10 protein-coding genes are annotated in these 26,174 nt (G+C 70.2%); 2 read left to right on the top strand and 8 right to left on the bottom strand.

The genetic code is table 11. From position 1 onward, the window contains the following. Positions 1 to 29 precede the first annotated feature (29 nt). The 7 genes from VFE83_RS16945 to VFE83_RS16975 all read right to left on the bottom strand — a co-directional run bounded on the left by VFE83_RS16945 (position 30) and on the right by VFE83_RS16975 (position 22,028). On the bottom strand, positions 30 to 16,367 hold the full coding sequence (locus VFE83_RS16945) for a leukotoxin LktA family filamentous adhesin (RefSeq protein WP_324908325.1): 16,338 nt from the start codon (positions 16,365 to 16,367) through the stop codon (positions 30 to 32). A gap of 92 nt (positions 16,368 to 16,459) precedes the next feature. Further along, entirely contained in the window at positions 16,460 to 17,200 is a 741-nt protein-coding gene (locus VFE83_RS16950) for a SapC family protein (protein ID WP_324908327.1), read from the bottom strand. Between the two features lie 122 nt (positions 17,201 to 17,322). Continuing rightward, positions 17,323 to 20,073 carry a serine/threonine-protein kinase gene (locus tag VFE83_RS16955; protein ID WP_324908329.1) on the bottom strand — a complete coding sequence of 917 codons (2,751 nt, stop codon included), beginning with the start codon at positions 20,071 to 20,073 and terminating at the stop codon, positions 17,323 to 17,325. A gap of 37 nt (positions 20,074 to 20,110) precedes the next feature. Next, positions 20,111 to 20,656: an ECF-type sigma factor gene (locus tag VFE83_RS16960; protein ID WP_324908331.1), complete on the bottom strand. Its 546-nt coding sequence runs from the start codon at positions 20,654 to 20,656 to the stop codon at positions 20,111 to 20,113. Positions 20,657 to 20,834: 178 nt separating this feature from the next. Beyond that, positions 20,835 to 21,104 carry a hypothetical protein gene (locus tag VFE83_RS16965; RefSeq protein WP_324908333.1) on the bottom strand — a complete coding sequence of 90 codons (270 nt, stop codon included), beginning with the start codon at positions 21,102 to 21,104 and terminating at the stop codon, positions 20,835 to 20,837. 5 nt (positions 21,105 to 21,109) lie between these two features. Next, on the bottom strand, positions 21,110 to 21,604 hold the full coding sequence (locus VFE83_RS16970) for an SRPBCC domain-containing protein (protein ID WP_324908335.1): 495 nt from the start codon (positions 21,602 to 21,604) through the stop codon (positions 21,110 to 21,112). Further along, on the bottom strand, positions 21,597 to 22,028 hold the full coding sequence (locus VFE83_RS16975) for a YybH family protein (RefSeq protein WP_324908337.1): 432 nt from the start codon (positions 22,026 to 22,028) through the stop codon (positions 21,597 to 21,599). Before VFE83_RS16975 ends, VFE83_RS16970 begins: the two co-directional genes overlap by 8 nt. A gap of 149 nt (positions 22,029 to 22,177) precedes the next feature. Between VFE83_RS16975 and VFE83_RS16980 the strand changes: the two genes are divergently transcribed. Further along, positions 22,178 to 22,591, top strand: coding sequence for a hypothetical protein (locus VFE83_RS16980; protein ID WP_324908340.1), 414 nt, complete (start codon positions 22,178 to 22,180; stop codon positions 22,589 to 22,591). Between the two features lie 80 nt (positions 22,592 to 22,671). On the opposite strand, the gene VFE83_RS16985 is transcribed toward VFE83_RS16980, so the two are convergent. Continuing rightward, entirely contained in the window at positions 22,672 to 22,983 is a 312-nt protein-coding gene (locus VFE83_RS16985; protein ID WP_324908342.1) for an energy transducer TonB, read from the bottom strand. Positions 22,984 to 23,139: 156 nt separating this feature from the next. Here VFE83_RS16985 and VFE83_RS16990 point away from each other — a divergent pair, with 156 nt between their 5' ends. After that, positions 23,140 to 25,809 (top strand): methyl-accepting chemotaxis protein, encoded by a 2,670-nt coding sequence (locus tag VFE83_RS16990; RefSeq protein ID WP_324908344.1) that lies wholly within the window; start codon positions 23,140 to 23,142, stop codon positions 25,807 to 25,809. Positions 25,810 to 26,174: the final 365 nt, after the last annotated feature.

Below are 26,174 nucleotides of genomic sequence, written 5' to 3' on the forward strand. Positions count from 1 at the left end.
GCGGACGCGGCGTTCATCGCGGTCGAGCCTCACGGGCCGACCGCCAGCTTCACTGCGGTATCCACGCTGGGCAGCAGCGGATCGTCGCGCTCTTCGTCGCTGCCGACCTGCTCCCCGTCGACCGGCATGCCCTGCACTTCCTCGTCGTCCAGCGTGCGCCAGGTGAAGCGCAGCGCGCTCTCGCCGAGGTAGTCCACATCGCCCCAGCTGTGCGCGGCGATGAAGTTGGGCACACCCACCGCGTAGCCCGGCGCGAAGCGGATGACGTACGCATCGGTGTAGCTGTGGCGGTTGGACTGCATCAGCGTGAAGCGCTTGTCGAGCTCCAGCAGCTGCACGTCGGCTGCCAGCAGTCGGGCGTTCGCGTTGTCCATCCAGACGGTCGCCGCCGGCGTGGTCAGGCGCATGGTTTCGCCGATCTCGCCATCGACGATGGACACGTTGCGCGCGGTGGTGTCGAGCTCGGCCTGCATCGCCGACAGACGTTCCAGCAGCCACTCGTCGCGTGCGTCCACGTCCAGCACGACGCGCTGCGCCATGCCGCCGCGGTAGCCGGTCAGCACCATCGACAGCGGCCCGCTGCCCGCGGTCTGCTCGACACGGGCGAACACCTCGGCCGAGGCGAGGTTGAGGCGATCGTCCACGCGCGCCAGGTCCAGCGAGATGACGTCGTGCGCCGCGAAGTCCGCGCGCGGCGCCTCGACAAGCGCACCCCGCAGCGAGCCGCCGGCGGCATCTGCGAACAGCGACGCATCGCTGCGCAGCGAATCGAAGCCGAGGCTGCCGCCCACCAGCAGGTTCTGCGCACCGCCGCTGCGGCCGTCGCCGATCGCGGTGTCGGCGCCCGACCGCAGCGAGACCGTGCCGTCGATGTCGTACGCGTCCAGCTGCACGCGGCTTGCGGCATCGAGCGACGCATTGCCGCCGATGGCCAGCGAGCGGCCGACGATGTCGCCGCGACGCGAGCGCAGCCCCAGGTTGCCGCGGGCCTGCAGCGCATCGAAGCCGAGCGTGGTGCCGGCGGTTAGGTCGATGTCGGTGCCGGCGCGGATGCCCGCCACCTGCAGCGCCTCGCCCGCATCCAGCACTACCGCCTGGCCCGCATCGACCTGGCCCAGGGCGATGTCGCGCCCCGCCTGCACGCGCACATTGCCGCCGGCGGCGACATCGCCACCCAGCACGTCGACGCCCGCGAGCACCGTCGCGTCACTGCCGCTGGCCAGCGACGCGAACTTCAGCGTCTGCTGTGCCTGCGCCGACAGATCGCCCCCTGCCGCGATCCGTCCCAGCGTCATCGCGGTGCCCGCGGCGAGGGTGGCGTCGCCGCCCACCTGCGCGTCGTCGATGGCGAGGGCGCCACCGGCGGTCGCCACCAGCCCGTCACCGGCCTCGACGCTCCCCAACGTCAGGCCGGTGCCGGCTTCGACGCGCGCATTGCCACCGGCGCGCGTCTGGTCGATGGCCACCGCGCCCTGCGTCGCGGTTGCCACCACGTCGCCACCGGCGCCGACGCTCCCCAGCGTCAGTTCCGTGGCGGCCTCGATGCGGGCGCCGCCACCCGCATTCGTGTCGTCGATTGCGATCGCACCCGCGCCCAGCACCGACACGTCGCCTGCCGCATGCACGTCCGCATAGGCGAAGTCGCCCATGGCATCGACGCTCACATTGCCCTGCTCGGCGGTGATGCCCTGCCCCGTGACCGACCGGAGCATGCGCAGGTAGATGTCGCCCTGCGTCGTGTCCGCGCGCGTGAGCTCCGGCGTGTCGACGGTGAGGTAGTGCTCCGCGCTGCCGATGCCCTGGCCGGCGTCGATCGTGCCCGGCGCTGCATTGTCGCCGACGAGATTGGCGCGACCGTCGCCGTTGGCGAGAACGCGGCCGCCCGCGACCAGCTCGAACTGGGTGCCGCCCAGCGTCGAGGTGTGGTGCAGTTTGCCCAGCGTCATGTCGCCCGCGGTGTGCAGGCGCAGCGTGTCGGCGGCGGCAATCGTGCTGCCCGCGCCCATCGACAGCGAAGCGCCGTCGAGGTCGAACGTGCCCTGCGCGGCGATGCGGCTGTCGTCGCCCATCGCGATGCCGCCATCGGCACGCAGGCTGGCCTGCGCGCGGCTGTCGACCTGCGTACGCGCACCCAGTGCGATGCTGGCGCCGTCCAGCGTGACGCCATTGCCCGACAGCTGCGCATCGTCGGCGACGTTCAATGCGCCACCGGCCAGCACGTCGAGCGTGTCGCCGGCCTGCGCGCGCGTGGCGACGGACAGATCGCCCACCGCGGTCAGCGACAGCGCGCCACCCGCGATCGCTTCGCCCACGTTCGCATCCGCACCGGCCGAAGCGTGCAGCGCGCCGTTCTGTGCCAGCAGGCGCTGGGCGTCCACGCGGCCGCTGCCGGTCACGTCGAGGTTGCCCTGCGCGGCCAGCTCGCCGATGTCCAGGTCCAGGTCGCTGGCGAGCCACACGTTGCCGCCGGCCGTGCCGTTGAGCTGGCCGGAGCTGCGCACCTGCATCGGGGCATCGATGCCGCCGATGGCGGCGTCGCTGCGGCGGCCGATGTCGCCCTGCGCACGCAGGTTGACGTCGCGTCCATCGACGGCGATCACATCCAGGTACGACAGCAGGCTGCCGTCACGCGCTTCCAGGTCGACGGTGCCGCCGGCGAACACGCTGCCGATGGTGAAGTCGCCATTGATCTGGCGCAGCAAGGCATCCTGGCCCGCGGACGCCGACAGCAGCCCGCCGCCGATGTCCACCACCAGCGGCGATGCCGCCGTGGTGTCGGTGGCCGATGTGCCGATGCTGCCGCTGCCCGCCAGCACGACCAGGTCGCCGCCGATCGCGATGGCGGCGATGCCGTCGTCGCGCGCGGCGGTGATGCCGCCGCCGGCCGCCAAGCGCACGTTGCCGCCCGCATCGATGCGGTCCACGCGCACGTCGCCGTTGGCCTGCACGAATGCGTTGTTCTGTGCGTCGGCCGACAGCGAGCCGCTTGCGGCGACGAACAGCGGCGAGGTGCGCTTGACGCGCACGGTCGCGATGGCGCCGTTGCGGATGTCATCCTCGCTCAGCGCGAGCAGTTCGTCGCGTGTGAGCGCATGGCCGTCCGGCGCGAGCAGCGAGACGTCGCCCGGCGCGTTGGCCAGTGCCAAGGCCAACGCCTGCTCGACATTGACGTTGCCCGAGGCCAGGTCGGCGTAACCCACGTCCAGGTCCGGGGCCAGGCGGCCGATGTCGCGCGCGTTCAGCACGACGTTCCGACCGCTGACGTTCGGCTCGGTGTTGCCCACCGCGCCGCCGGACGGTTGCAGTGCGTTGGCGTTGATCGCATAGCGCAGCTGCTCCTGCGTCCAGACCGCGTTGCGGGTCAGGTCGGTGTAGAGCTGCGAGGCCGTGTCCACCGTGTAGGCGTAGGACGCCACCTGCTGCTGGAACTCGCTGCGCTGGGCCCAGCCGTTGCCGTAGGCCTGTTCGAACAGCAGTGCCATGCTGTCGTAGCGCGAGGCCACGTAGGCACGCACTTCGTCGTCGCCCAGGCCCATGCGGCCGGCCGCGGCCTCCGCCTGCGGGCGATACAGCGCGATGCGCGCATCGTCCAGGCGGAACTCGCCGTCCACCACCTGGCCCATGTCGAGCAGGCGCCAGTATTCCTGGTACCGCGCGGTGACCTGGTTCTCGTAGGCACGAACCGAATCGTCGCGACCGCTGCCGTCCAGTTGCAGGTCGTCCCAGATCTCCTGCGCCTGCTCCGGCGTCAGCGTGTCGGCCGCGGTGCGCAGGCCGGCGTCGAGCAACGCGCCATTGGGCGCATCCAGCCGCACGTCACCGGCCTCGGACACGATGCTGCCGATCCAGAAGTCGCCGGCATGGTCGGCCAGCGCGATGTCGCCCATGGCCGATGCATTGACCACGCCGCCGCTGGTACCGCCGTCGTACAGCGCGGTTTCGTGCGCTTCCAGGTTGAGCGGTCGCGCCAGGCTGCCGATGTCGCCGTAGCGGCTGCGCAGCGTGATGTCGCGGCCGACCACGTCGCGCGACTGTCCGTCGATCCCGGTGATGTTGCCGTTGGCCACGACGTTGACGTTGCCGTAGCCGCTGGCGTCCTTCGCGCTGACGTTGAGCTTCACGTCCGAGGCGATGTCGAGGTTCACGCCGCGCGCACCCGAATGCGCCGTGACCGAACCGCCGCCGGCCAGCGTGATCGCCAGCGGATTGACCACGTCGTGCACGCCGATGCCGCCGGTGGCTTCAAGGCGCAGGTCGCGCGCCAGGATTTCCGAGGTGTCGCCACCGCGCACGATGTCGCCCGCGCCGGACGCGCCGCCCTGCCCGTTGGCGCTCAGGCTGGTCTGTCCGTACTGGTTGGAGATGCGGCCGTCCAGGTACAGGTCGCCGCGGACGTCGACGTCGATATTGGCTTGCGTGTTGCCGCTGAAATCGATCGCGATGCGGTTGTCGGCCTTGACCGAAGCGCTGAGCGTGATGCTGCCGGTGTTCGGCATCCAGTAGCGCCACCAGGTTTCGTAACCGCCGTCGTCCTCGCGATCCTCGTTCCAGTGCATGCCATTGGGTGGCGTCGGGAAGCCGTAGTTGCAATCGCCGTCGTCATCGCAGCCATAGCTGACCTTCCAGCTGTTGCCGCCGCCCAGGGTTCCGGTGATCGATTCCTCGAACGCCGGACCACCGGTGGCGCCCTGGTAGAAGCCGGCGTTGCGGGTCTGCCACTGCTGGCCGTCGTCGACGCCGCCGCCGCTGGCGTCGGTCCAGTACCAGTTGTTGCCCTCGATGTCGCGACCGACATAGGCCACCTCCTGCCAGCGGTAACGCATGCCGGCCGTCGGGTCATAGCCGGTGGCGTCGCCGAGCTGGTAGGCGGTGTCGTAGCTGGTCGCGCCGTTGCGGTTGTCGTAGGCCACCGCAGCTTCGCCCTGGCGGCTCACGTACCAGGTCGTGTACGGACGGCCATTCACGACGGCCTTCTGGCGGTCGACGATCTCGATCACGCCCACCGCGCCGTTGCCGACGTTGATGTCCTGCACGGTGACGGGCAGCGCGAGCTGGCTGCCGATGCGCACGTCGCCGTAGCCGCTGTTGACCTTGATCTTGCCGTGCGGCGTGCTGCTGACGATGCGGCCGTCCAGGTAGACGTAGCCGCCGCCGGACGCGTTGACGTCGTCGACGACGATGCGCTTGTTGGAGGCGTCGTACCAGGCCTGGATCTTGTTGGAATCCACGCCCATCGTCGCGAGCAGGTTCTCGGGAATCTCGTACAGGCCGCTGCCGCCGATGGCGTCGATGCCGGCGATCCAGTTGCCCGCCGCCGAATCGATGCGCAGGGACCAGTCGGTGCCGGCGCCGGCGTTGATCTCGCTGTTGACGTCGATGTAGGCCGCGCGCACGTAGATCTGCTGGCCGCGGAAGCTGCTGTTGCCGGCGTTGGTCGCCGCGCCGCTGGACTCGTATCCCAGCGTCTGGCCGAGCGAGCGGCCCGGCAGGATCGGCATCCCGCGACCGTGGAAATCCACGGTGCCGTATGGGCCCACTCCACAACCGTCGTTGCTGGTATGCGGCGTGCAGCCGCCCCATAGCACGATGGATTCGCCGGCGTAGTCGCCATTGGGGCCCGGCCGGTACAACAGGTTGCCGGTATTGCCGTACAGGTAATTGGCGATGTACGCGACCGCATCGTTGGCGCTGCCCGGACGCAGCATCACGTTGCGCCAGTCCGACTGCGGGTTGCTGCCGCTGAACCAGTTGGCGTTGATGTCGTTGAAGGTGACGATGCCGTTGGGCGCTTCCACCAACTGCTGCTGCGCGTAGGTGGTGCCGAACTGGCCGATCGAGCCCTCATCGTTGCGCACGTGGACCAGGCCGCCGATGTTGCGCACGTCTTCCATCATGAAGATGGCCGGCGCATTGCTGCCGCCCCACGCGTTGTGCAGGAACACCTTCGGCTGCGCACCGGAGGACTCCTGCGCCAGCGTCATGCCGCCGGCGGTGTTGCTGGTGCCGGTGAAGCGCACGCGGCCGCCGGAATAGTCCGGCGTTTCGATGGAATCCAGCAGGAGATAGCGGTTGCTGTTGTTGACCACCGAGATGCTCGGCGCGCCCTTGGCGGTCGCCGTGCCGGTGCCGGTGATGCTGTCGCCGTGCAGGAACACGTCGCCGCCCGCCGCGAACAGCGGCCCCAGCTGCCAATAGCCGGTGTTGCCGTTGTAGACCGAGCCCCGCAGCGCGGCCAGGCCCTTGCATCCGTCGCTGTCCGAACCACCGCAGTCCAGGCCGTCCAGGAAGGCCACCGGATTGAACGTGCCACTGGTCGCCACCACCGGCATGCCGGCGTTCTGCGTGAGGCTGCCATCGGCATTGATCACGATATCCAGGCGGTTGTAGCGGCCGGCCAGGATCTCGCCGTTGAGGTTGAGCGTGCCGCGGCCGTAGGTGTGGCTGTCGCTGTCGTGCTGCGTGACCGGGATGAAACCCAGCTGATAACCGTGCCCGGTGCCGTCCACCTCGTTGCGCAGATCGCCGGTGTACGCGCCCGCCGTGACGTTGCTGGCACCGAGCGCCTTGCTGCCGGCGGCCATGGTCACGTCCGAGGTGCTGCGCGAATCCGCCGACGCGCTGGCGTCCGGGATCGCGATCAGCCCGCGCACGTAGCCCTGCGCCTGGCTGGTGGCGGTAAGGCGCGTGTCGTGCAGGTTGCGCGCGTCGCGGCCGGCGGTCAGGTAGATGTTCTTGTAGGCCTCCAGCACCGCGCCGTCGCCCACCGCCACGCCTTGGCTGTTGTCGAACGAAACGTCCGAGGACGCCACGCCCACCGCGGCCAGGCCCCAGGTGTTGACCAGCGCGCGCGCGGTCGAGGCGGCCTGCGTGTACGTGCCGACGTTGATGTAGCCGAAGCTGTTGAGCCAGGCGTTGTTGCCGATGCCGACGCGGTTGTCGAAATCGCCGTCCACGTCGACCTTGACCACCGCCACGTCGATGGCACCGCCGGTGCTGAGGCTGGCGGTGTCGCTGGTGTCGGCCTGCGTGCTGGCGACGACTTCCAGTTCGCCCGCCTGCCCGTTACTGGCGTTGCCGGCGCCGGTCAGCAGCACCGCATTGCTGCCGATGTCGGCGCGCGTGTTGCCGGTCAGTCGCGTTTCGATCAGCGCGGCGCTGCCATTGATCACGCCACCGCCCGCGGCGGACACCGATGTATCGGTGACGTCGCTGTGGAAGGCGTTGTTGGCGATGACGGACAGGTCGCCCACCGAGTCCAGGTAGGCGCGGTCGCCGACCTTCGCGCGCACCGTCGCGTTGGCGCTGTTGTAGGCCGCCGCGCCGCTGCCGCCGACGACGGCCGCATTGGTCGAGTCGGCCAGGCCCGCATAGCGCGAGTCGTGGTCGGCACGCAGCTGGATGTCGCGCGCGCGCACCACCGCATCGGCGGCGATCGCCGCATCGACCGTGGAAATGGCCGACGTGGTCGATTCCGCCGCCGCGCCGGACACCACGCCGCCGCTGCCGGCGGTCGCGTTGGCCCGGTTGCGGTCGGTGCCGTCGGCCTTGACCAGCACGTTGCCGGCCACGTTGTGGACCGGATTGCCATTGCCGTCGCGGACGATGTTGCCGTTGCCGTCGCGGCGCACTTCGCCGTGCACCAGCGCGCTTTCGCCCAGCGTTGCGGTGGTCTGGGTGTTGGAGGTCGCCTTGGCGACGGACGCACCGACCGCCAGCGCGCCGACGGCGACGCCGAGGCTTTCGGCTTCCTGCGAGGTGTCGTTGGTGGCACGCACGGTGACGTTGCCGCCGACGATCTCGATGTCGCGGCCGGTATCGGCGGTGACGTTCGAATCGCCGTGGGCCTCCGCGACCGACGCGGTCGCGCCGAGCAGCGTGCCGCCGGTGCCCGCGACCGCCTTGGCGTACGCGCCCGGCGTGGTGCCGTCCGGCGATGCGCTGGCGTCCACGCTCACGCTGTCGGCGGCGAGCAGCACGTTGTCGCCCAGGTGCGCATCGACGTCCACGTCGGCGCGTGCGATGGCCACCGAGGCGCCCAGGCCGGCCGTGCCGCCCACGCTGACGCCCAGCGCATCCGCGTACGCCTGCGGCCGCGCGCTGGCGTTGACCGAGATGGCGTTGTTGACCGCGACGACGGCGGCATCGCCGATCTCGGCGCGCACGCGCGAGCTGTCGCGGGCGCTCACACCCACACCGTTGGCGGCGAACAGCAGGCCGGCACTGGCGCCGATGCCTTCGGCTTCCACGCGGCCGTGGCTGTCTGCGTCGATGGTCAGCGAGTCATAGCCGCTGACGCGGCTGGAAGCGGCCAGCACCGCTTCGACCTGGCTGGACTTGGCCGCATCGGCGACCACCACGCCCGCGGCCGCGCCGCCGGCGGAGCCGCCATAGGCGTGCGCCTGCACTTCGCTGTCGTCTTCGGCGGTGACATCGAGGTGACCGCCATTGCCGGTGAAGGTGCCGCCGGCCTTCGCGCTCACCACCTGGTCCACGCGGGCGATCGACACGCCCGCGCCCAGTCCGACCAGGCCGATGCCGCCGACGTAGCTTTCCGCCAGCGCCGCGGCACCGCTGCCGTTGCCGGCGCGCGCGCCGACATCGACGCTGCTGCTGTTGACCTGTGCGCCGGCAATCTCCGCCTGCGTGGTGCCGTACAGGGCGGTGTAGGCGAACGAGCCGCCGACGCCGACGCCCAGGCTTGCGCCGAGCGCACCGACGCGGTTCTCGGTACGCACGGTGCTTTCCGCATCCACGGTGAGCGAGGCGGCATCGACGGTGCCGCCGTGCACGCTGGCGTACACGCCGTCATGGCCGCCGCCGACTGCGTCCTTCAGGCTGTAGGCGGAACGGTTGTTGATGCGCTGGCGCTCGTTCTCGCTCAGCGCGTCGCCGACCAGCGCCGAATCGACGCGGCCGAGTCTGGCCAGGTCGTCCAGGCGCGAGACGGTGCCGTTGCCGCCGGCGTCGAGCTCGTCGTTCGCATCGCCGCGATCGCCGTCGCCGATCAGCAGCAGCGCGGCCGCGCCGCCGATGCCGGCGGTCTGGCCCACGCCCGCGGAAATGGTGATGGCGTCGATCTCGCGGTCGCTGTCGGCTTCCACGCGCATCGCGCCGGCCACGTCGACGTCGCTGTCGACCACGGCGGCGGACACGTTGCTGCCCAGCACCGCGATGTTGGCCGAAGCGCCCACGCCGTAGCCGCCCAGGCTCACGCCCAGTGCGCCGGAATACGCAGCCAGGTCGAGTTCCTCGCGCGCGCTCACGGTGAGCGCGCCACCCGTGTCGGCGACGGCGTTCTGCAGCCAGGCCTGCGTGTCGTTCTGCACGACGTTGACGATGGCCATGCCGGCCACGCCCGCGGCACCGCCGACCGCGCCGGACACCGCGATGCCCTGCATGTCGTTGCGGGTCAGCGCGTCGATGGTCAGGTTGCCCGACAGGTCCAGCGTGGTGGCGCTGTCGCCATCGCCCACGTACGCCTGCGTGGTGGTCTGGCCGACGTTGACCAGGAAGCTGCCGGCCACGCCGACGGCGCCGCCCGCGCCGCTGCCGGCGATCAGGTTGACGTTGGTAGTGTCCAGCGCGGAGACGTCGAGATGGCGCGCGCCGATCGAACCGCCTTCGACATAGGCGCGGGTGTCCGCGTCGAACAGGTTGATGGCACCGCTGGCCGCCCCGCCGACGATGGCGCCGGCGATGCCCGCCGCGATCGACACCGAGTTCTGGCTGGCTTCCGCGGACACGTTGACGTCCTGCGCGGCATCGACCGTGGCGTTGCGGATGTAGGCGCTGGTGCCCTGGTCGAACACGGTGCTGGCGATGGCCGCGGTGGCGCCAACGTCGGTGGTGCCGCCAGCCGCGCCGAAGATGAAGTTGGCGCTCATCACGTGGCTGCCGGCGCGCACGTCGACGTTCTGGTCGGCGGCCGCACCCGCGGCCTGGTTGATGCGTGCGCCGTCGATGCCGGCCGTGGTGGTGCCGCCCAGCACGTTGGTGCCGCTGATGGCCGCCAACGCGAACGAGCCCTTCGGGTTGAACGACAGCGCCAGGCTGGCGCCCAGCGAGGTCACGTGCTGCGCGCTCGCCGCGTTGACCGCGACGCCGTTGACGGTGGTGGTGCCAAAGCCCAGGTCCGGCGCGACGTAGTCCTCGACGTTCTCCAGGTCCAGCGCATTCACCGCGTCGGGATCCTGCAGGCTGCCGCTGGACACCGTGCGACCCTCGCCCTTGGCCAGCGCGCTGACCTGCGTGGTGCTGCCGCTGATCAGCGCGCTGGTGTCGCCGCCGATCTCGTTGACCACTGCGCCCAGGCCGATGCCCGCGCGCATCAGGCTGATGCCCGCGCTGCCGGCGAACACGTCGATGCCCTGGCGGTTCTCGGCCAGCACGGCGACGTTGTTCTCGGCCAGCACGTTGGCGCCGTTGCCGATGCGCGAGGACACGTCGCCGTCGATCAGGTTGACCGCGACCGACGCCGCGCCGCCGACATCCACGCCGCCGCCGATGCCGATCGCGATGGTGCGGATGTTGGCCGAGTCGTCGCTGTTGCGGTTGGTCCCGCGCGCGCTGATGGTGACGTCGCCCGCGTGGTACTGCCGGTTGTCGGCGCCGCCGTCGAGCCAGGCGCTGACGTCGGTGCCGACGCGGTTCACCGCGACCGCCGCGCCGATGCCCGCGTTCTGCGCGACGCCGGCCGCGCCGGCCAGCGAGTCGATCTGCGAGGCGTCGCGCGCGGCCACCGTGGTGACGTTGCCCGCCTGCGCCAGCGAGGTGTTGGCGATGCCCGCCTCGACCTGGCTGTCGATGGTGTTGGTGGTGGCCGAGCCGGCGAAACCCACCGTCTGCGCGCCACCGGCGGCCACGGCAATCGTTTCGATGGTGGCCCGCGACTCGGCGCTCACGTCCACCGTGTCGCTCACTGCCAGCACGGAATCGGTCAGCAGCGCGCGCGTGCTGCCGTCGATCATGTTCACGCCGACCGCGCCACCCACGGCCACGCTCTTGGCCGCCGCGACCGCACCGGCCAGCGAATGCGCGGCCACCGTGTTGGTGGCTTCAATGTCCAGCGTGCGCGCACGGGCGCCCGTCTGCGCCGCGACGCCGCGCACGCCGTCGACTTCGGCGCGCACGGTGTTGTCGATGAAGTTGTCGGTGTTGGAGCCGCCGACCGCGAAGTTCTGCGACACCGCGCCGGCCACCGCCAGCGAGTACACCTCGCCGGTGCCCTTCGCGGTGACGCGCAGCGCGTCGTCGATGTCCAGCCCGGAATCGAGGATGCGCGCGGTGGTGGTGTCGGACACGTCGACGATGTTGAACGCAGCGCCGATGGCCGCCTGTTTCGAGATCGCCACGCTGCCGGCCAGCGTCTTCAGATTGGCCGCGTTCTCCGCGCTGACGGTCAGGTCGCCCGCGCTGACCTGGCTGTCGCCGTCGATGGTGGCATCGACCTCGCTGTCGCTTTCGGTCCAGCTGAGCGAGCCGGTGATCGTGACGCTCTGCGAGGCCGCACCGGCAACCGCGCCGGCCAGCACTTCCGCGTCGTTGAGCGCCGTCAGCTGCGCCGCGCCGGCCACGTCCAGTGTGCTGCCGGACAGGTGCGCCTGCACGGTGTTGTCGAGGCTGTTGTAGGTGACCGCCGCGCCCACCGCCGTGTTGGCCGAGTACGCGACGTTGCCGGCCAGCGTATCGATGCGCGAGCGGTCCTCGGCCTTGGCGCTGAGGCTGGCGCCGGTCAGCGACGAATCGCTGATGGCGACGCGGTCGATGTTGCGGATCTGGTTCGCCGTGGCGTTGCCGATGCCGGCGAACTTGCCGGTGGCCACGCCCGCGCCCACCGACAGCGAGACGATGCGCGTGTCGTCGCTGGCGTGCAGGTCGATCGCGCCGTCCTGCGCGTCCAGCGTGGCCGAGTCGATCTGCACCTCGTGCGTGTTGTGCACGTCGCTGCCGACGAACGACAGGCCGATGTTGTTCTTGCCCACCTGCACCAGGCCGGCGACCGAGACGATGGCGGTGCCCGGCAGACCCGTCTCGCCGGCATTGTCGTACAGGCCGTTGCCGCTGAAGTCGTAACCGGAGCGGTTGCCGATGCCACCGTCGATGAGCGCGTCCAGTTCGCCCAGCGGCGCGCTGGACCGCGCGCTCACCGCGATGCCGTCGGCACCGGCGGTGCGCAGCACGGCGCCGTCGGTGATCGAGGCGCGCGTGGTGTTGCCGATGTCGTTCCACACGAACGCGCCGGCCAGGCCGTTGGCCTGCGCGCCGCCGCCGCCCATCCCCGCACCGGTGCCGATCAGCGCCGAATCGATCGCGCGCACCTGCACCGCATCGAACGAGGTCAGGCTGCCGCCCTTCACGTAGGCCAGCGTTTCGTCGTCGGTCTCGGCGTAGGTGAACGCCGCGCCGATGTTGGCGTTCTGGCTGGAGCTGGTGGTGTTGACGTACAGCGCGCCGCCGCCCAGGCCGATGCGCGTGCGGTCGTACGCGGTGATCTCCACGTCGCGGTCGCTGCTGCCGGCCGCACCGGTGACGGTGCTGTTCTCCAGCCCGGCGTGCGTGCGGTTGGACGACTGACCGATGGAGAACGAGCCGGTGACACTGGCGCTGGCGCTCTGTCCGCCGGACGCTTCCACGCCGACGCTGATCGCGATCCCCGTCTGCTCGCCGGCGCTCAGCGCGCGCAGCGTCACGTCGTTGGCCTGCGAGATCGCGCTGTCCTTCGCGTACGCCTGCGTGTCGTTGTCGATCAGGCTGTACGCCACGGCCCCGGCCATGGCGGCGTTGAACTTGCTGCTGGGTGCCTGTGCACGGACGATCGCCGCCGCACCGCTGGCGCTGACCAGTTCAGCTGAATTGGTGGCCTGCACCGAGGTGGTCTGCGTGCCGCCGTCGCGGCCGGTCACCGTCGCGCCGTCGAGATACGCACGCGAGCCCAACTGCGCCATGTTGACGCTGGCCGACCCGGAAATGCCGATGCCGAACTTCGGCTGCGCCTGCTCGCTGGCGGGCGTCAGGTCCTGCTTGCCGCGCACGGTGTCGGCCAGCTTGTTGAGCAGCGGCAGCTTGGTGAACTTGTCCGCCGCCTTGCCGCGCAGGCCGTCGATCTTGCCGTTGACCGAGCTGGTCAGGCGGTCGATCAGGCCCGGCGGCGAACCCGGCGGTTCGCTGCTGGTGTAGCTGCCGGCCACGGTGACGGCACCGGCCTGGCCCTTCGTCGCGGCATCCACGGCCAGCGCATGCGTGGCGACCATGCCGTCGGTCTGCGCCGAGCTGCGGCCGTTGGCGTCGTCGTCGCTGTTGTCGCCGATGTAGGCGCGCGTGTCCGCATCGAGGTTGTTGATGCCCACGCTCATGCCGACCGAGACGCTGTTGCCCATGGTCAGCGCGCCGGCCACGGACCAGACGAACAGGTCTTCCTGCGCGCTCAGGCCGACGGTGTCGGCGGTGATGCTGGCGTCGTTGCTGATCGAGGCGCGCGTCGTGTTGTCGATGTCAACGATGGCGACGGTGCCGTTGACGCCGATGCTGGCCCCCTTGCCCGCCATCGGGGCCACCGTGACGATGTTGTCGCGGCTGTCGGCACGCACGGACAGACCGTCGGCCGTGGTGACGACGGCACCGGCCGCGATGCCGGCGATGGTCTTGCCGCTGTAGATGGTGTCGGTGAACGCGCCACCGACCGCCGCGCCGTCCTGGCCGGCTTCGTTCGATATCACCGGCACCGGCAGGCCGATGTGCCCAGCCACGTGCACGGCGCTGACTTCGTTGAGGGCGGCCACGTCGATGGACTGCGCCCAGTTCGCCGTCGCGCCCGAGACCAGCGCGGTGGACCACGCATCGTCGCCGTCGGCGCGGGCGGTCAGGCGCGCGTCATCGTCGATCCACGCGCGGCTGGTGTTGCTGACCTGGTGATAGTTGACCGCACCGCCGATGGCGAGGTCGCCCGCCTGGCTCTTGGCGCTGGTGTAGCTGGTGAGTACCTGGTCGGCCACGCCCAGCGTCGCGTTGAGCTTGCCCAGGATCTGGTCGAGGCTGGAGAAATCGGTCCAGCTGATGTTGACCGGCACGCGCGTTTCCGAGCCGACCGCGATGCGCGCGGCATCTATGGCCGCGCCGCGGCCCACGCGCGCGCTGGCATTGTGGCGGTAGTTCGCCCAGTTCATGCCGGCCGACAGCGACACGTTCGACATCGAACCGTCTTCGTTCTTCTGCTTCGTGTCCGAATCGACCGCGCTCACGGCCTGGCTGCGGATCGCGCCGTCGGTGACGCCGGCATGCACGGTCACGTTGCCGCTGGCGACGATGCTGGTGTTGTCGGCCAGTTCCGCCGTGGCGTCGTGCTGCGCGTCGGTGAAGGCCAGCGCACCGCCAAGCCGGAACGGTGAATCGCTGGTATGCGAGGACGCCTTCTGGTCGCCGATCTGGCCGGAACTGTCGCGCAGTGCGTTGCCGATGCGGCTGCCGATGGCGTCCATCGCGTCGCCGGCCACCTGGTACATCTTCATCGCCATGCCCTGGCTGGCGACGCCGACTGTGGCGGTGGTGGCGTTCTTCGAGGTCGTGGTGTCCGCGTCGATCAGCAGCGAACCGATGCCGCTCATGCTGGCGGCGTTGATCGCGGTGGCGTTGACGTCCTGCAGGCTCACCGCGCCGGCCACGCCGACCTTGCCGGCCGGATTGGACATGGCGGTCGCGGCGGTGGTGAAGCTGTTCTTGTTGGCCGCGCTGATCTCGACCGCATCGCCCTTGAGGTCCGCGCCGGCGGCCACGGTGGCCGAGCTGTCCACTTCGATGTCGGACCAGGCGATGGTCGCCACGAACGGCTGGTCGCCGGTGGTGATCGACTTGGCCGAGATGTCCATCAGGTTGTCGGTGCGCGCCTGGATGGACAGCGCATCGGTCGCATGCAGGCTGGCGCCGCCGGCGACGGCCACCGTCGCGTCGGCGTCGATGCCGCCATACACCGAGGCCATGCCCGCGAACTGGTTGAGCATGCCGCTGCCCAGGTTCATCGCGGAGGTTTCGACCTTGTCGATGGCTTCGGCCTTCAGGGTCAGGTCTTCCGACGCGCGCAGCACGGCGTGCTGGCCAACGCTCACCGTCGCGCTGGCCGTGGCGTCCAGGTAGCCCATGGAGAAGCTGCCGGCGACACCCAGCAGGGTCGAGCCGGCGGCGAGCACCGGATCGACCAGGTCGCCGTTGGCGTCAAAGTCCCAGCCCGACAAGGCCTGCGAGCGCGCGGTGGCGCTGACGTTGCGCCCGCGCAGCGTGCCGTCCACGGTGACGGAGCTGATCGCTTCCGCATCGCCCGTCTGCACCTTGTCGTAAGCCGAGGCCTGCAACGCGATGTCGCCGGCAGCATGACCGTTGTCGGCGAACGCCAGCACGCGTGCGCCCTGCTGCACGTCGATGGTGCGCGCGGCCACGGTGACGTCGCCGGAAGCGCCGGTGGACGCGGTAGCGTCCTGCGACGCGTCGGCCGCGACGGCCACGGTGCGCGTGTTGATCTGCGCGGTGCCGGCGAGCGTCACCGCATCGTCCGACTGCAGGATCACGTCGCCGCCCTGCGTGCGCAGCGTGCCGCTCACGTCGATGGCATCGGTGGCCACCAGCAGCACCGTGTCGCCATCCTGCACCAGGCGCGTGCCGGTGCCGGCGCCGGTGTTCACGGCGATCTGCGTGTCGAGCCTGTCGTCGCCGTTGCCGCCCTCGACCCAGATCACGCCGGAGGCATCGACCGCGCGCGCCTGCACGCGCACGTCGTCCAGCGCGTTGATGCGGCCGGCCAGGCTGACGCTGCCGTCGGCCAGGTCGACGTCGCCCTTGAGCAGGCGCTCGATGCCGTTGTCGCCGATGGTGCCGTCGGCCGACAGCACGCTGTTCATGAAGGCCGTCGTCGGCGTGCTCACCGCCAGCGCGCCGACGTTGATCACGCCCTGGCTGCCCAGCACGAAGCCGTGCGGGTCGGCGAAGAACACGCGGCCGCCGATCTGGTTGTTCGCCAGGTAGCTGTTGAGCGTGCCGTTGACCAGCGCCTGGCTGTCCCACACCAGGTTGATCAGGTTGCGCGTGCCGCCGGGCAGGTGCAGGTTGACCGTGTCGCCGCTGCCCACCACGAACTCGCGGAAGGAGTTGATGGCGTTGGCGCCGCGCGTGGTCGACGTGGTGACGTCGAACGTGCCGCTGCCACCCGTCACCGTGGTGCCCGTGCGCTGGTCGGGGGCGATGTTGGTCGCCTGCGCCCAGGCCTGCGCGGGCAGGCCGACGCCGAGTACCGACGCGATGGCCGCGGTGAGCGTGCGGACCGTGGCGGGCGCGTGCGCCTGCTGCGGCTGGGTACGGGCGGTCAGTCGGTCGATGCGCGTCATGTGCTTCCCCTGGGCACGGCCGGTCCGGGCCGTGCGCCGATGCGTTGCGGGTGTCGGTGAAGGAGTGCGATGCGGGCGTGGTGCCCGCGTCGTCAGTGCGCCGGTTGCGCGGCGCGGCGTGCGTCGAGCTGCACGGTGAGCCGCTCGATGCGCGACAGCGAGACCAGGTGCGCGTAGATGAAGCCCAGGTCGCCGCTGCGCAGCAGCTCCTGCAGCGGCTTGCCCTTCAGTGCCTGCAGGCGGGTTTCGTCGACGACGGAGAAGCCGTGCAGCTGGAACGCCTCGTCGCCCTGCGGTTCGACGCGCATCACCTTCGGCACCAGCAGGTCGTGTTCCTTCAGCCGCGCGACCAGGTCGCGCGTGCGGCGCAGGTGCTGCTGGTATTCGCCGAGAAAGGCCACCGCGTTCTTCAGCAGCGGGGTGTCCTCGCCCGAATCGGTGAACAGCGGCTCGCCGTGTTCGCCGCCCAGTCCGGCGAAGGCCGCATCCAGGCACACGGTGAAGTCGTCGCTGTCCGGCTTTTCGGCCAGCACGAATGGATACCGGCGCAGGAACGCCGGCACGTACGCGCCGTCGCGCCAGCGGCCCTCGGCGTCGGTCATCAGGTTCTCGTTGGCTCGCAGGCCGACCAGCGCCGCCGGCACCGGCTGTTCGTCGCCGGCGAACACGATGGGGAAATCCGCGCTTGCGCGGGCGAACTCGGACGCGGCCAACGGCACCGAATTGACCTGCGCGGAGAAGCGGAAGTCGCCCGGGCGCGCCTGCACGCGCAGGTGGCGGTGGATGTCGCGGTTGAGCGGCGTCGGGCGGTCGTAGATCAGCAGCTGCTTCATGGCTTCCCCCTGTTCGATCGGCAAACGGGGGCCATGTACGCGCATGCGTACTCCCCCTGTATCTGGTTTACCGGCAAAAGCGGACCGGCCCTATCACGCCGGTTCCGCTTCCGTGGAGGGCCTCACCCTTTGCGGGAGGTCTCTGGCGCGCCCATGCCCAGGCCCTGCTCGAGCGCCTGCAAGCGCTGCAGGGGTTCGGCGCCGTCAGCCAGCGCGTGCCGCAACGGTGCCTGCGCCAGTTCGACCTGCCGTCGCGCCTCGTCGGTACGACCGGCGGCACGCAGCGATTCGGCATACGGCACGCGCCAGCGCGCGGTGGTGACCTGGCCGGCCCCGACCTGCTGGCTGGTGCGCTCCACGACCTGTCCCCACAGGTCCTGCGCCTGCACCCATTGGCCACGCCGCTGGGCCAGCTCCGCACGCATCGTCAGGCGGCGCGTCGCCAGGTTGGGCGATTCCTCCGGCAACACCGGCGTGCGCTCCAGCAGCGCCTGCGCGGCGTCGTACTGCCCGTCGCGCAGGTGCCACTCGACCACGCCCAGCATCGCGATCACCAGCTCCGGCGTCGGCTTGTCGGACCTGCGCTGCCACTGCGCCAGGTTCTGCTCCAGCACCGGGCGGGATTCGCGCAACTGTCCGCTGCGCATCATCAGCCGCGCCAGGTTGCCTTCGGCGCGCAGCACGCTGCGGTCGTCGGGCGGAAGATGGGAACGGCGGATCTCCAGCGAACGCCGGAAGGCCGTCTCGGCCTGGGCCAGCTCGCCGCGCGATTCCAGCAGCGTGGCGAGGTTGTTGAGGCTGATGGCGTATTCCATGGTGTCGTCGCCGCCCGACTCGGCCGCCACTTCCAGCGAACGCCGGTAGTTGGGCAACGCCTCGCCGTACTCGCCCATGTCCTGCAGCGTGCTGGCCAGTTCGCTGTACACCGTGGCCATGTCGTCGCCGCGGTCGTCGTAGACGGCGCGCGCCAGTTCGACGTTCTCGCGCAGCACCCTGGCCGCTTCCGCGTGCCGGCCCTGCGCGTTGAGCGCGCTGGCCAGCCCGAGCTGCGCATGCACGATGCCCAGCGTGCGCGTGCCATGCCGGCGGCGCAGCGCCAGCACGTCGTAGTACATCTGCTCGGCCAGCTTGTACTGGCCCTGCTCGCGATAGGCCATCGCCAGGTTCTGCAGGGTCACGCCGACGCTGTCGTGGCCGGCACCCAGCTTCGCGCGGCGCAGCTCCAGCGACTTCTTCAGCGCCTCGACGGCCTGGTCGGGCTCGCCCTGCGCGACCAGCGCGATGCCCAGCGAGTTGTACGAATCGGCGATGGCTAGCGCATCGCCACCGTTTTGTTCGCGCAGTTCCAGCGAGCGCCGGCCGACCGCGACCGCCTCGTCGCCGCGCTTGCTGTTGGCCTGCAGCACCGAGAGTTCGCTCAGCACGGCGGCCGCCTCTTCAGGCGCATCCAGCGCCAGGAGTTCGTCGGCCGCCTGCTTCATCAGCGGCTCGGCGCGGCTGGTTTCGCCGAGGTTCTTGTAGGCCATGCCGATCACGGCGCGCTGCCGCGCGAGCAACTCCGGCGAATCCGCCAGTTCCGGCAGCTGTTCCGCACCGCGGTCGAGCACGTCGCGCGCAGTCAGCACCTGCGCACCGCGTGCGCCGCGCGCCTTCGGGTCGGCCGCGGCGAACGCCTTCACCAGCAGGTCGCTGACCTTGCGCGCAACCTGCGCTTCCTGTTCGGCACGCTGGCGCGCTTCGCTCAGTTGCCACACGAACGCGACGCACAGCGCGATCACGCCCGCCGCCGCAATGCCCTCGCGCCAGCGGCGCGCCAGCAGGCGCGAGAGCCGGTAACCGGCGCTGCGTGGACGCGCCAGCACCGGCCGCCGATCCAGGTGACGCTGCAGGTCGTCCGAGAACGCTTCGACCGAGGCGTAACGCTGCGCCGGATCGGCGTGGCAGGCCTTCAGGACGATCGCATCGAGATCGCCTTGCAACTGCCTGCGCCACGGTGTCTCCGGCGGCGCGAGCGCGCTGGGCGGCAGTGCACCGCCCTGCGAAGGCGCGCGTGCCGCGACCAGGCGGCACAGCAGCGCGCCTAGGCCATACACGTCCGCGGCGACGCCGATGCGTTCGCCGGCGAGCTGCTCGGGACTGGCATAGCCGGCGGTGCCGTAACCCGCCGCGCCGTCCTCGCCGTGCTCGGCCAGCAGCCGCGCGATGCCGAAGTCCAGCAGTACCGGTTCGCCGTCCCCGCGCACCAGCACGTTGCCGGGCTTGAGGTCGCAGTGCACCACCAGTTGCCGGTGCGCGGCCGACACCGCCGCGCACACGCGCTGGAACAACTGCAGCCGCGCGCGCAGGCCCAGCCGGTTGCGGTCGCAGTATTCGTCCAGCGGCAGGCCGTCGACGTATTCCATGACCAGGTACGGCTGGCCGGTCGGCGTGGTGCCGCCGTCGTACAGGCGCGCGATGCCCGGATGCTGCAGGCTCGCCAGGATCTGCCGTTCCGCGGCCAGGCGCCGCGCGGCGACGGGGCCGGCGAACCCGCGCAGCAGCTTGATCGCCACGCGCTGCTGGAAAAGCCCGTCGGCGCGCTCTGCCACGTACACCGTGCCCATGCCGCCGCTGGCCAGGCACTCGCCCAGGCGCCAGCCGTCCAGCCGGTCGCCGGGCTGCAGCTGCGCATCGGGCATGCCCGCCAGCAGCGTCGCGACCGGGCCGGACACGCGCTGCAGCTGCACGGTCTGCGCATCCAGCAGCGCCATCACCTCGTCGATGACGACCTGGTCGCCGGTCATGCCGCGCAATGTGGGTTCCCAGCGCGACGGCGGCAGTTCGCACACCGCGTCGAAGAGTTCCCGGATTTCCTGCCAGCGCTCTGCGTCCATCGCCCTCCCCCGGGCCGTGCCGCTCAAGCCGTCGTGCTCAAGCCAGTTCCCTGTTCAACCACGCCTTGGCGAACCGCAGGTCGCGATCCACCGTCGGCACCGATACGCCGATCACTGCGGCGATCTCCTCGCGGTCCATGCCGCCGAAGTACGCCATCTCGATCACCCGCGCCGAACGCGAATCCATCTCCGCCAGTTTCTCGAGCGTGCGATGCAGTTCCAGCACGTCGAACTCCACCGCCACGCCTTCGTGCTCGGCATGCGAGAGCGTCAGCAGCTCGACATCGCCACCGCGCTTGGCCGAAGCCATCGCACGCGCGTAATCCACCAGTACCGCCCGCATCTTCAGCGCCGCCACGGCGAAGAAGTGCGCGCGGTCGTTCCACTCCACGTTGCGGCCCATCAGGCGCAACACGGCCTCGTTGATCAGCGAGGTCGGCTGCAGCGTGTGCTGCGCGTTGCTGCGCAGGCGCGCCACGGCGATCTCGTGCAGCGTCTCGTAGACGAGCTCGAACAGCGGGCCGAGCGCCTCCTGGTCGCCCCCGCTCCAACTGCGCAACAGTCGAGTAATTTCCTGGCTCACGTCAGGAACCTGATGGCGTGTGGTGGTGTGACCGCCGTCTCACCCCCGGCGGTCACGCGATGTTACCGAAATCGGCGGTCCGCGCGTTAAGCGGTCGCTTCACGACGTACTGCGTCATTGGCGCCATCGCGTCGCGAGCTTGCGCCAGCATCGGCAAAACGGCGGCGAATGGCGTATCTCAGGCGCGCAGCCCGGGACGCGATGCTCGCCGGCGGATCCATAACGCCAGCACGCCCGTCACGATGGCCAGCGCGCCCAGGCCATAGGCGACGTACAGCAACCTTGCGCCCGCCTGGCAATACGCCTCCGCGGCCGCGAGCGACGAGGGACCGCACTGGCCGAACCGCAGGCTCGCGGTCGTCAGCGCCGACAGGCCGACCCACACGGCCGCGATGGCCGCACCGACGCACACGATGGCGCTGATGAAGAATGCGCGGGGTGGGCGCATGCGTTTCACGTGATCGTCTCCGCGACGACGTCTTCCCGCTCGCAATGACACTTGAGCGCGGGCAGCGTCATGTCCCAGTGGAAATCCATGTGGCCGCGCACCGCTTCGTCGTGCAGCCGGCGCAATGTGAGGTCTAGCCGCGTGCCACCGCCATCGGGCGTCAGCGCGAATTCGATCACCACGTGGTTTTCCGGCACGTCGCCCAGCGCGCGTTTCGACAGCGAACTGTAGTGCGTGTACTGCAGGCGTAGCGCAGGTTCGAACGCTTCCACCACGCCGTGGTTTTCGAAACGCAGGCGCCCGTGCAGCACGCCGCGAAACACGATGGGACCACCGATGCGCCAGTCGGTGATCACTTCCAGCGGTTCGTCCGAGGTCCACGCGGCGATCGCGGCCGGGTCGATCAGCGCGCGCCACACGCGTTGCGGCAGTGCGTCGATGTGCACGCGCTTGTGCAGCTCCGATGCGGCGGCGGGATGCACTAGCAGGAGATCAGCCACGCTGCAGGATTGCCTTGAGCGTGGCGTGTTCGATCGGGACCGAGGTGTGTTCGTGCACGATCTTCCAGTCCTCGCCGTGGCGCCGTAGCGCGAGCGTCATGCGGTTGGTCAGCCAGCGCAGGCGTTCGCCCTGCGGCGAGAACGCGGCGAAAGTGACGAAGGCATGGCCGACGACGAGATCGGCCGTGTCGACGCTGGCGACCTGGTCGAACTCCACCGCCACGCGTTCCTCGCCCAGCGAGCCGAACCAGTCGGCCACCAGCTTGTGCCAGGCCTCGCGGCCGCGCAGCGACCACGCCCCCCAGGTGTCGAAGACGGACACGTCCTCGTCGTACAGCGACACCAGCGCGGCGGCGTCCTTCGCATGCACCGCCTCGCGGTAGCGCTGCAACGCCAGCTGGAAAACCTCCTGCGGATCGGTCATGACGGCCTCGACGCGCGCGTGGGAGACCGATGGTTCGACAGCGCCCGGTCGGCGTCAACCCGCATGGCCGCGCGCGGACTGCCGCATGGCGGGACGGCGCGTTAAGCTCGCGCACCGCGGCACGAGGCCGCATGCCCGGAACCCCATGCATGGCCGCCCGCATCGCACGCACGCTGACCGTCGCGCTTGTCCTCGCGCTGCAGGCACAGGCGGGGTTCGCGCAGACGCGGCCGTTGCCGCCGGGCACGCAGGAGATGGCGGAGAGCGCCGCGCAGGCGTTGCTGCAGGTGCGCGATGACGGCGCGGAGCTGTCCTGCGCCAGGGCCGTGGAGAACGCGCACGGGGGCCTGGACACCATGCTGGAGGTCGGCCGCAGGAACATTGACGACGGCTACCTGCGCCGCGCCGATTTCGAGGCCACCGCGAAGACCCTGACCCAATTACGCGGGCAACTCTCGCTCGGCGACTGCCAGACGGCCGGTGGAGAGAAGCAGGCCTTCTATCGCTGCATGTCCAGCGACTACAACCACGTCATGGCCTGCGCGACGCGGCACAGCTTCTGAGCGCAGCCGCCACAGCGGACCCCTGAAACGAAGAACGCGCCACGGGGGCGCGTTCTTCGCATGCAGCTGGCGATCCGGGATTACAGCGAGAAGTCCAGGCGCACCTTGCCCTTGCCGCCGCCCGGAGCGAACTCCCACTGCTTCACGGCGCGCACGGCCGACTGCTCGAACACGCGGGCAGGCTTGGCGTTGACGACCGAGACGCTGGCGACCTTGCCGGCCGGGTCCACGGTGAATTCGACTTCGACGAAGCCCTGGGTACCGGCGCGGGCGGCTTCCGGCGGGTACTGCGGCTCGACGCGCTTGGTCGGCTTGAGGTCGGCCGAGGCCGGCGCGGCGAAGGACAGGGCCAGCACGGCCAGGCCGGCGGCGAGGATGAGCGAGTGGCGCATGGGGAAGCTCCTTGGGTGGACGTGTCAGCCCCTACATCGGCCGCCCCCGGCGAACCTTGAGGGGCCCGTTTGCATTCGTTCACCTAAAGTTTCGTCCCGCCCCGCCGATGCACCGGTTGTCGACCCGAAAGGGCCCGTTTGCAATCGCGAGGCATCATGTCCAACCGTCCCTCTTCCCTGCTGGACCGTTTTCTCGCCCCCGCCACCCGACTGATGGAGCAGTTGCGCTTCAACCAGAAGGCGATGGTCATCGGGGCTGCATTCATGCTGACCTGCGGCGTACTGGCCGGCATCCTGGTCGTGCGCTCCAACGCCGAGATCGACGCCGCCCGCGCCCAGCGCAGCGCGGTGGTCGGGCTGGGCCACCTGCACCGCGCCATGCTGGGCGTGCAGCAGCACGAGCAACTGGTCGTACGCAAGTTCGCCAAGGACGACGTGTCCGACCAGGCGATCGAGCAGTCCACCGCTCAGGTGAACCGCGAACTCGACGCGCTGGCCGCCTGGCAGCGTTCGCAGCTGTCGGACTCGACCATTCCGGCCGCGCTGCAGGGCGCGCGTGAAGCATGGGGCAAGGCCACCGGCGAACAGGCCGACTCCGCGGCCGCCTCGACCGCCCACGCCGTTGCCGTCCGCAAGCTGGGCGACATCCACGCGCTGATCGCCGACGAGACCGGCCTGGCGCAGGCGCAGAACGCGCCGGTGCTGTACATGGGCCGCACCGCCACGGTGTGGGTGCCCACGCTGGCCGAGTACACCGCACAGCAGAGCGCCACCGCGCTGCGCGTGCTGGGCGACGGCGCCATCTGGGTGGACGACCGCACCGGCCTGGCCGTGTCGCGCAACATGCAGGACTACGTGCGCACGCGATCGGAAGTGGAGATCAAGGACGCCGAGGAAGAATTGCCGGCGCTCACCGACTCCATCGGCAAGCCGTTCCGCAAGGCGCTGGACGCCGTCGCGAAACAGAACGCCGACATCCAGAAACACGTACTGGACGCCGAGACGCCGGTGCTGCCGGTGAAGGTGATGGCCGCACGCGTGGAAGCCACCCGCCTGGCCCTGGCCGCCGCGCTGTCGGCCGCCAACGCCTCGCTCGACCACGCCGCGAGCGCCGAGATCAGCCGCCTGCAGCAGCGCACCGCGCTGACGCTGGGCATCTGCGTGCTGATCCTGGCGATCGCCGCGTACCTGTTCCTGGGCTTCAGCCGCAGCACGCGCGCCGCCCTGCGCCAGGTGCAGGACGCCTCGGACCTGTTGGCCCGCGGTGAATTCCCCGATGCCGTGCGCGTGGACAGCCGCGACGAGGTCCGCGACATCGCACGTGGCCTGGAGCGCGCCATCAACACGCTGCGCAACTTCGCCGGTGCGCAGCGCGACCTGTTCGAAGCGCACCAGGCCGGCGAGATCGACCGCCGCCTGCGCAGCGAGGATTTCCCGGGCGCCTACGGCCAGATGGCCGGCGAGGTGAACACGCTGGTCGATTCGCACATCCAGGTGAACACCCGCGCCATCGAGATCGTCGCGTCGTACGCGCGCGGCGACCTGTCGCACGACATGGACCGGCTGCCGGGCCAGAAGGCGCGCATCACCGATGCCGTCGATTCGGTCAAACACGGCATGAACGCGATCAACGCCGAGATCAAGACGCTGGTCGATGCCGCCTGCGCCGGCGACTTCAGCCGCCGCGGCGACGCCTCGCGCTTCGAGTTCGTCTACCACGACGTGGTGCAGTCGCTGAACCAGCTGATGGCCACCGCCGAGGAAGGCCTGCACGAAGTCGGCACGCTGCTGGCTGCCGTCGCCGACGGCGACCTCAACCGCCGCGTCGAGGTGGAACTGCCGGGCCAGTTCGGCCGCTTGGCCGGCGATGCCAACCGCACCGTGGACCAGCTGGCGCAGATCGTCGGCCAGATCCGCCAGGGTTCGGACGCGATCAGCAGCGCCGCCGCGGAAATCGCCGCGGGCAACAGCGACCTGTCGCAGCGCACCGAGCAGCAGGCCGCGTCGCTGGAAGAAACCGCCTCGTCGATGGAAGAGTTGACCAGCACGGTGCGCCAGAACGCCGACAACGCACGCCAAGCCAACCAGCTGGCGCAGAGCGCGGCCGAAGTCGCCGGCCAGGGCGGTACGGTGGTGGGCGAAGTCGTCGAGACGATGAATGCCATCAACGCCTCTTCCAAGAAGATCGCCGACATCATCGGCGTGATCGATGGCATCGCGTTCCAGACCAACATCCTGGCGCTGAACGCCGCGGTGGAAGCCGCGCGCGCCGGCGAGCAGGGCCGCGGCTTCGCGGTGGTCGCCGCCGAAGTGCGCTCGCTCGCGCAGCGTTCGGCCAATGCCGCCAAGGAGATCAAGCAGCTGATCACCGACTCGGTCACCAAGGTCGAGGAAGGCAGCGAGCTGGTCGACCAGGCCGGCAAGACGATGAACGAGATCGTGACCAGCGTGAAGAAGGTCACCGACATCATCGCCGACATCTCCGCCGCATCGCAGGAGCAGAGCTCGGGCATCGAGCAGGTCAACAACGCGATCACGCAAATGGACGAAGGCACGCAGCAGAACGCCGCGCTGGTCGAGCAGGCCTCGGCCGCTGCGCGCAGCCTGGAGCAGCAGTCCGAGCAGCTGGTGCAGACGGTCGCGGTGTTCCGCCTGGCGCATGCGGCGCAGGCCGCACGCGTCGCCGCCGATGTCATCGAGATGCCAGCCGCCGTGAAGCCGGGCCGTGCATCGAAGGCCCCCGCCGCCAAGCCCGCTCCAGCGCCGCGAAAGGTGCGCGCCACCGCCGCGGCCAACAGCGCCGAGCCGGACTGGCAGGAGTTCTGATGCACCGCCCTCTTCTCTTTCGAAGAGGGCTGCTTCACGTAGTCGACGATTGGTTCGCCTGAAGCCCCTCTCCCACCGGGAGAGGGGTTGGGGTGAGGGTCGGGGCGCGCTCTCGACAAACCGCCATCGGCTCTGGCGACGGCTGAGGGTCGGGAGGGGGCGGAAAGCGCGACAGCGCCGGGTTCGCCGCGAAGTAGCCGCCATTCGTAGGAGCCAGCTTGCTGGCGACCGCCCGCGTGGGCATGTCGCCAGCAAGCTGGCTCCTACGTTATCCACCCCTCCGGTGCAGTGCGCTCTCAAGCACTCAGCGCCGCAGCCTCAAAGCTTCCGCCCTCCTTGCCGATAACGAGGGCAACACCGGACCG

It is taken from the genome of Lysobacter sp., from assembly GCF_035655815.1.
Classification (GTDB): Bacteria; Pseudomonadota; Gammaproteobacteria; order Xanthomonadales; family Xanthomonadaceae; genus Lysobacter_J.

What these genes read in the sequence shown, in the direction of transcription:
- VFE83_RS16945 (WP_324908325.1), bottom strand. Translation starts at nt 16,367, where the DNA reads ATGACGCGCATCGACCGACTGACCGCCCGTACCCAGCCGCAGCAGGCG.
- VFE83_RS16950 (WP_324908327.1), bottom strand. Translation starts at nt 17,200, where the DNA reads ATGAAGCAGCTGCTGATCTACGACCGCCCGACGCCGCTCAACCGCGAC.
- VFE83_RS16955 (WP_324908329.1), bottom strand. Translation starts at nt 20,073, where the DNA reads ATGGACGCAGAGCGCTGGCAGGAAATCCGGGAACTCTTCGACGCGGTG.
- VFE83_RS16965 (WP_324908333.1), bottom strand. Translation starts at nt 21,104, where the DNA reads ATGCGCCCACCCCGCGCATTCTTCATCAGCGCCATCGTGTGCGTCGGT.
- VFE83_RS16975 (WP_324908337.1), bottom strand. Translation starts at nt 22,028, where the DNA reads ATGACCGATCCGCAGGAGGTTTTCCAGCTGGCGTTGCAGCGCTACCGC.
- VFE83_RS16980 (WP_324908340.1), top strand. Translation starts at nt 22,178, where the DNA reads ATGGCCGCCCGCATCGCACGCACGCTGACCGTCGCGCTTGTCCTCGCG.
- VFE83_RS16985 (WP_324908342.1), bottom strand. Translation starts at nt 22,983, where the DNA reads ATGCGCCACTCGCTCATCCTCGCCGCCGGCCTGGCCGTGCTGGCCCTG.
- VFE83_RS16990 (WP_324908344.1), top strand. Translation starts at nt 23,140, where the DNA reads ATGTCCAACCGTCCCTCTTCCCTGCTGGACCGTTTTCTCGCCCCCGCC.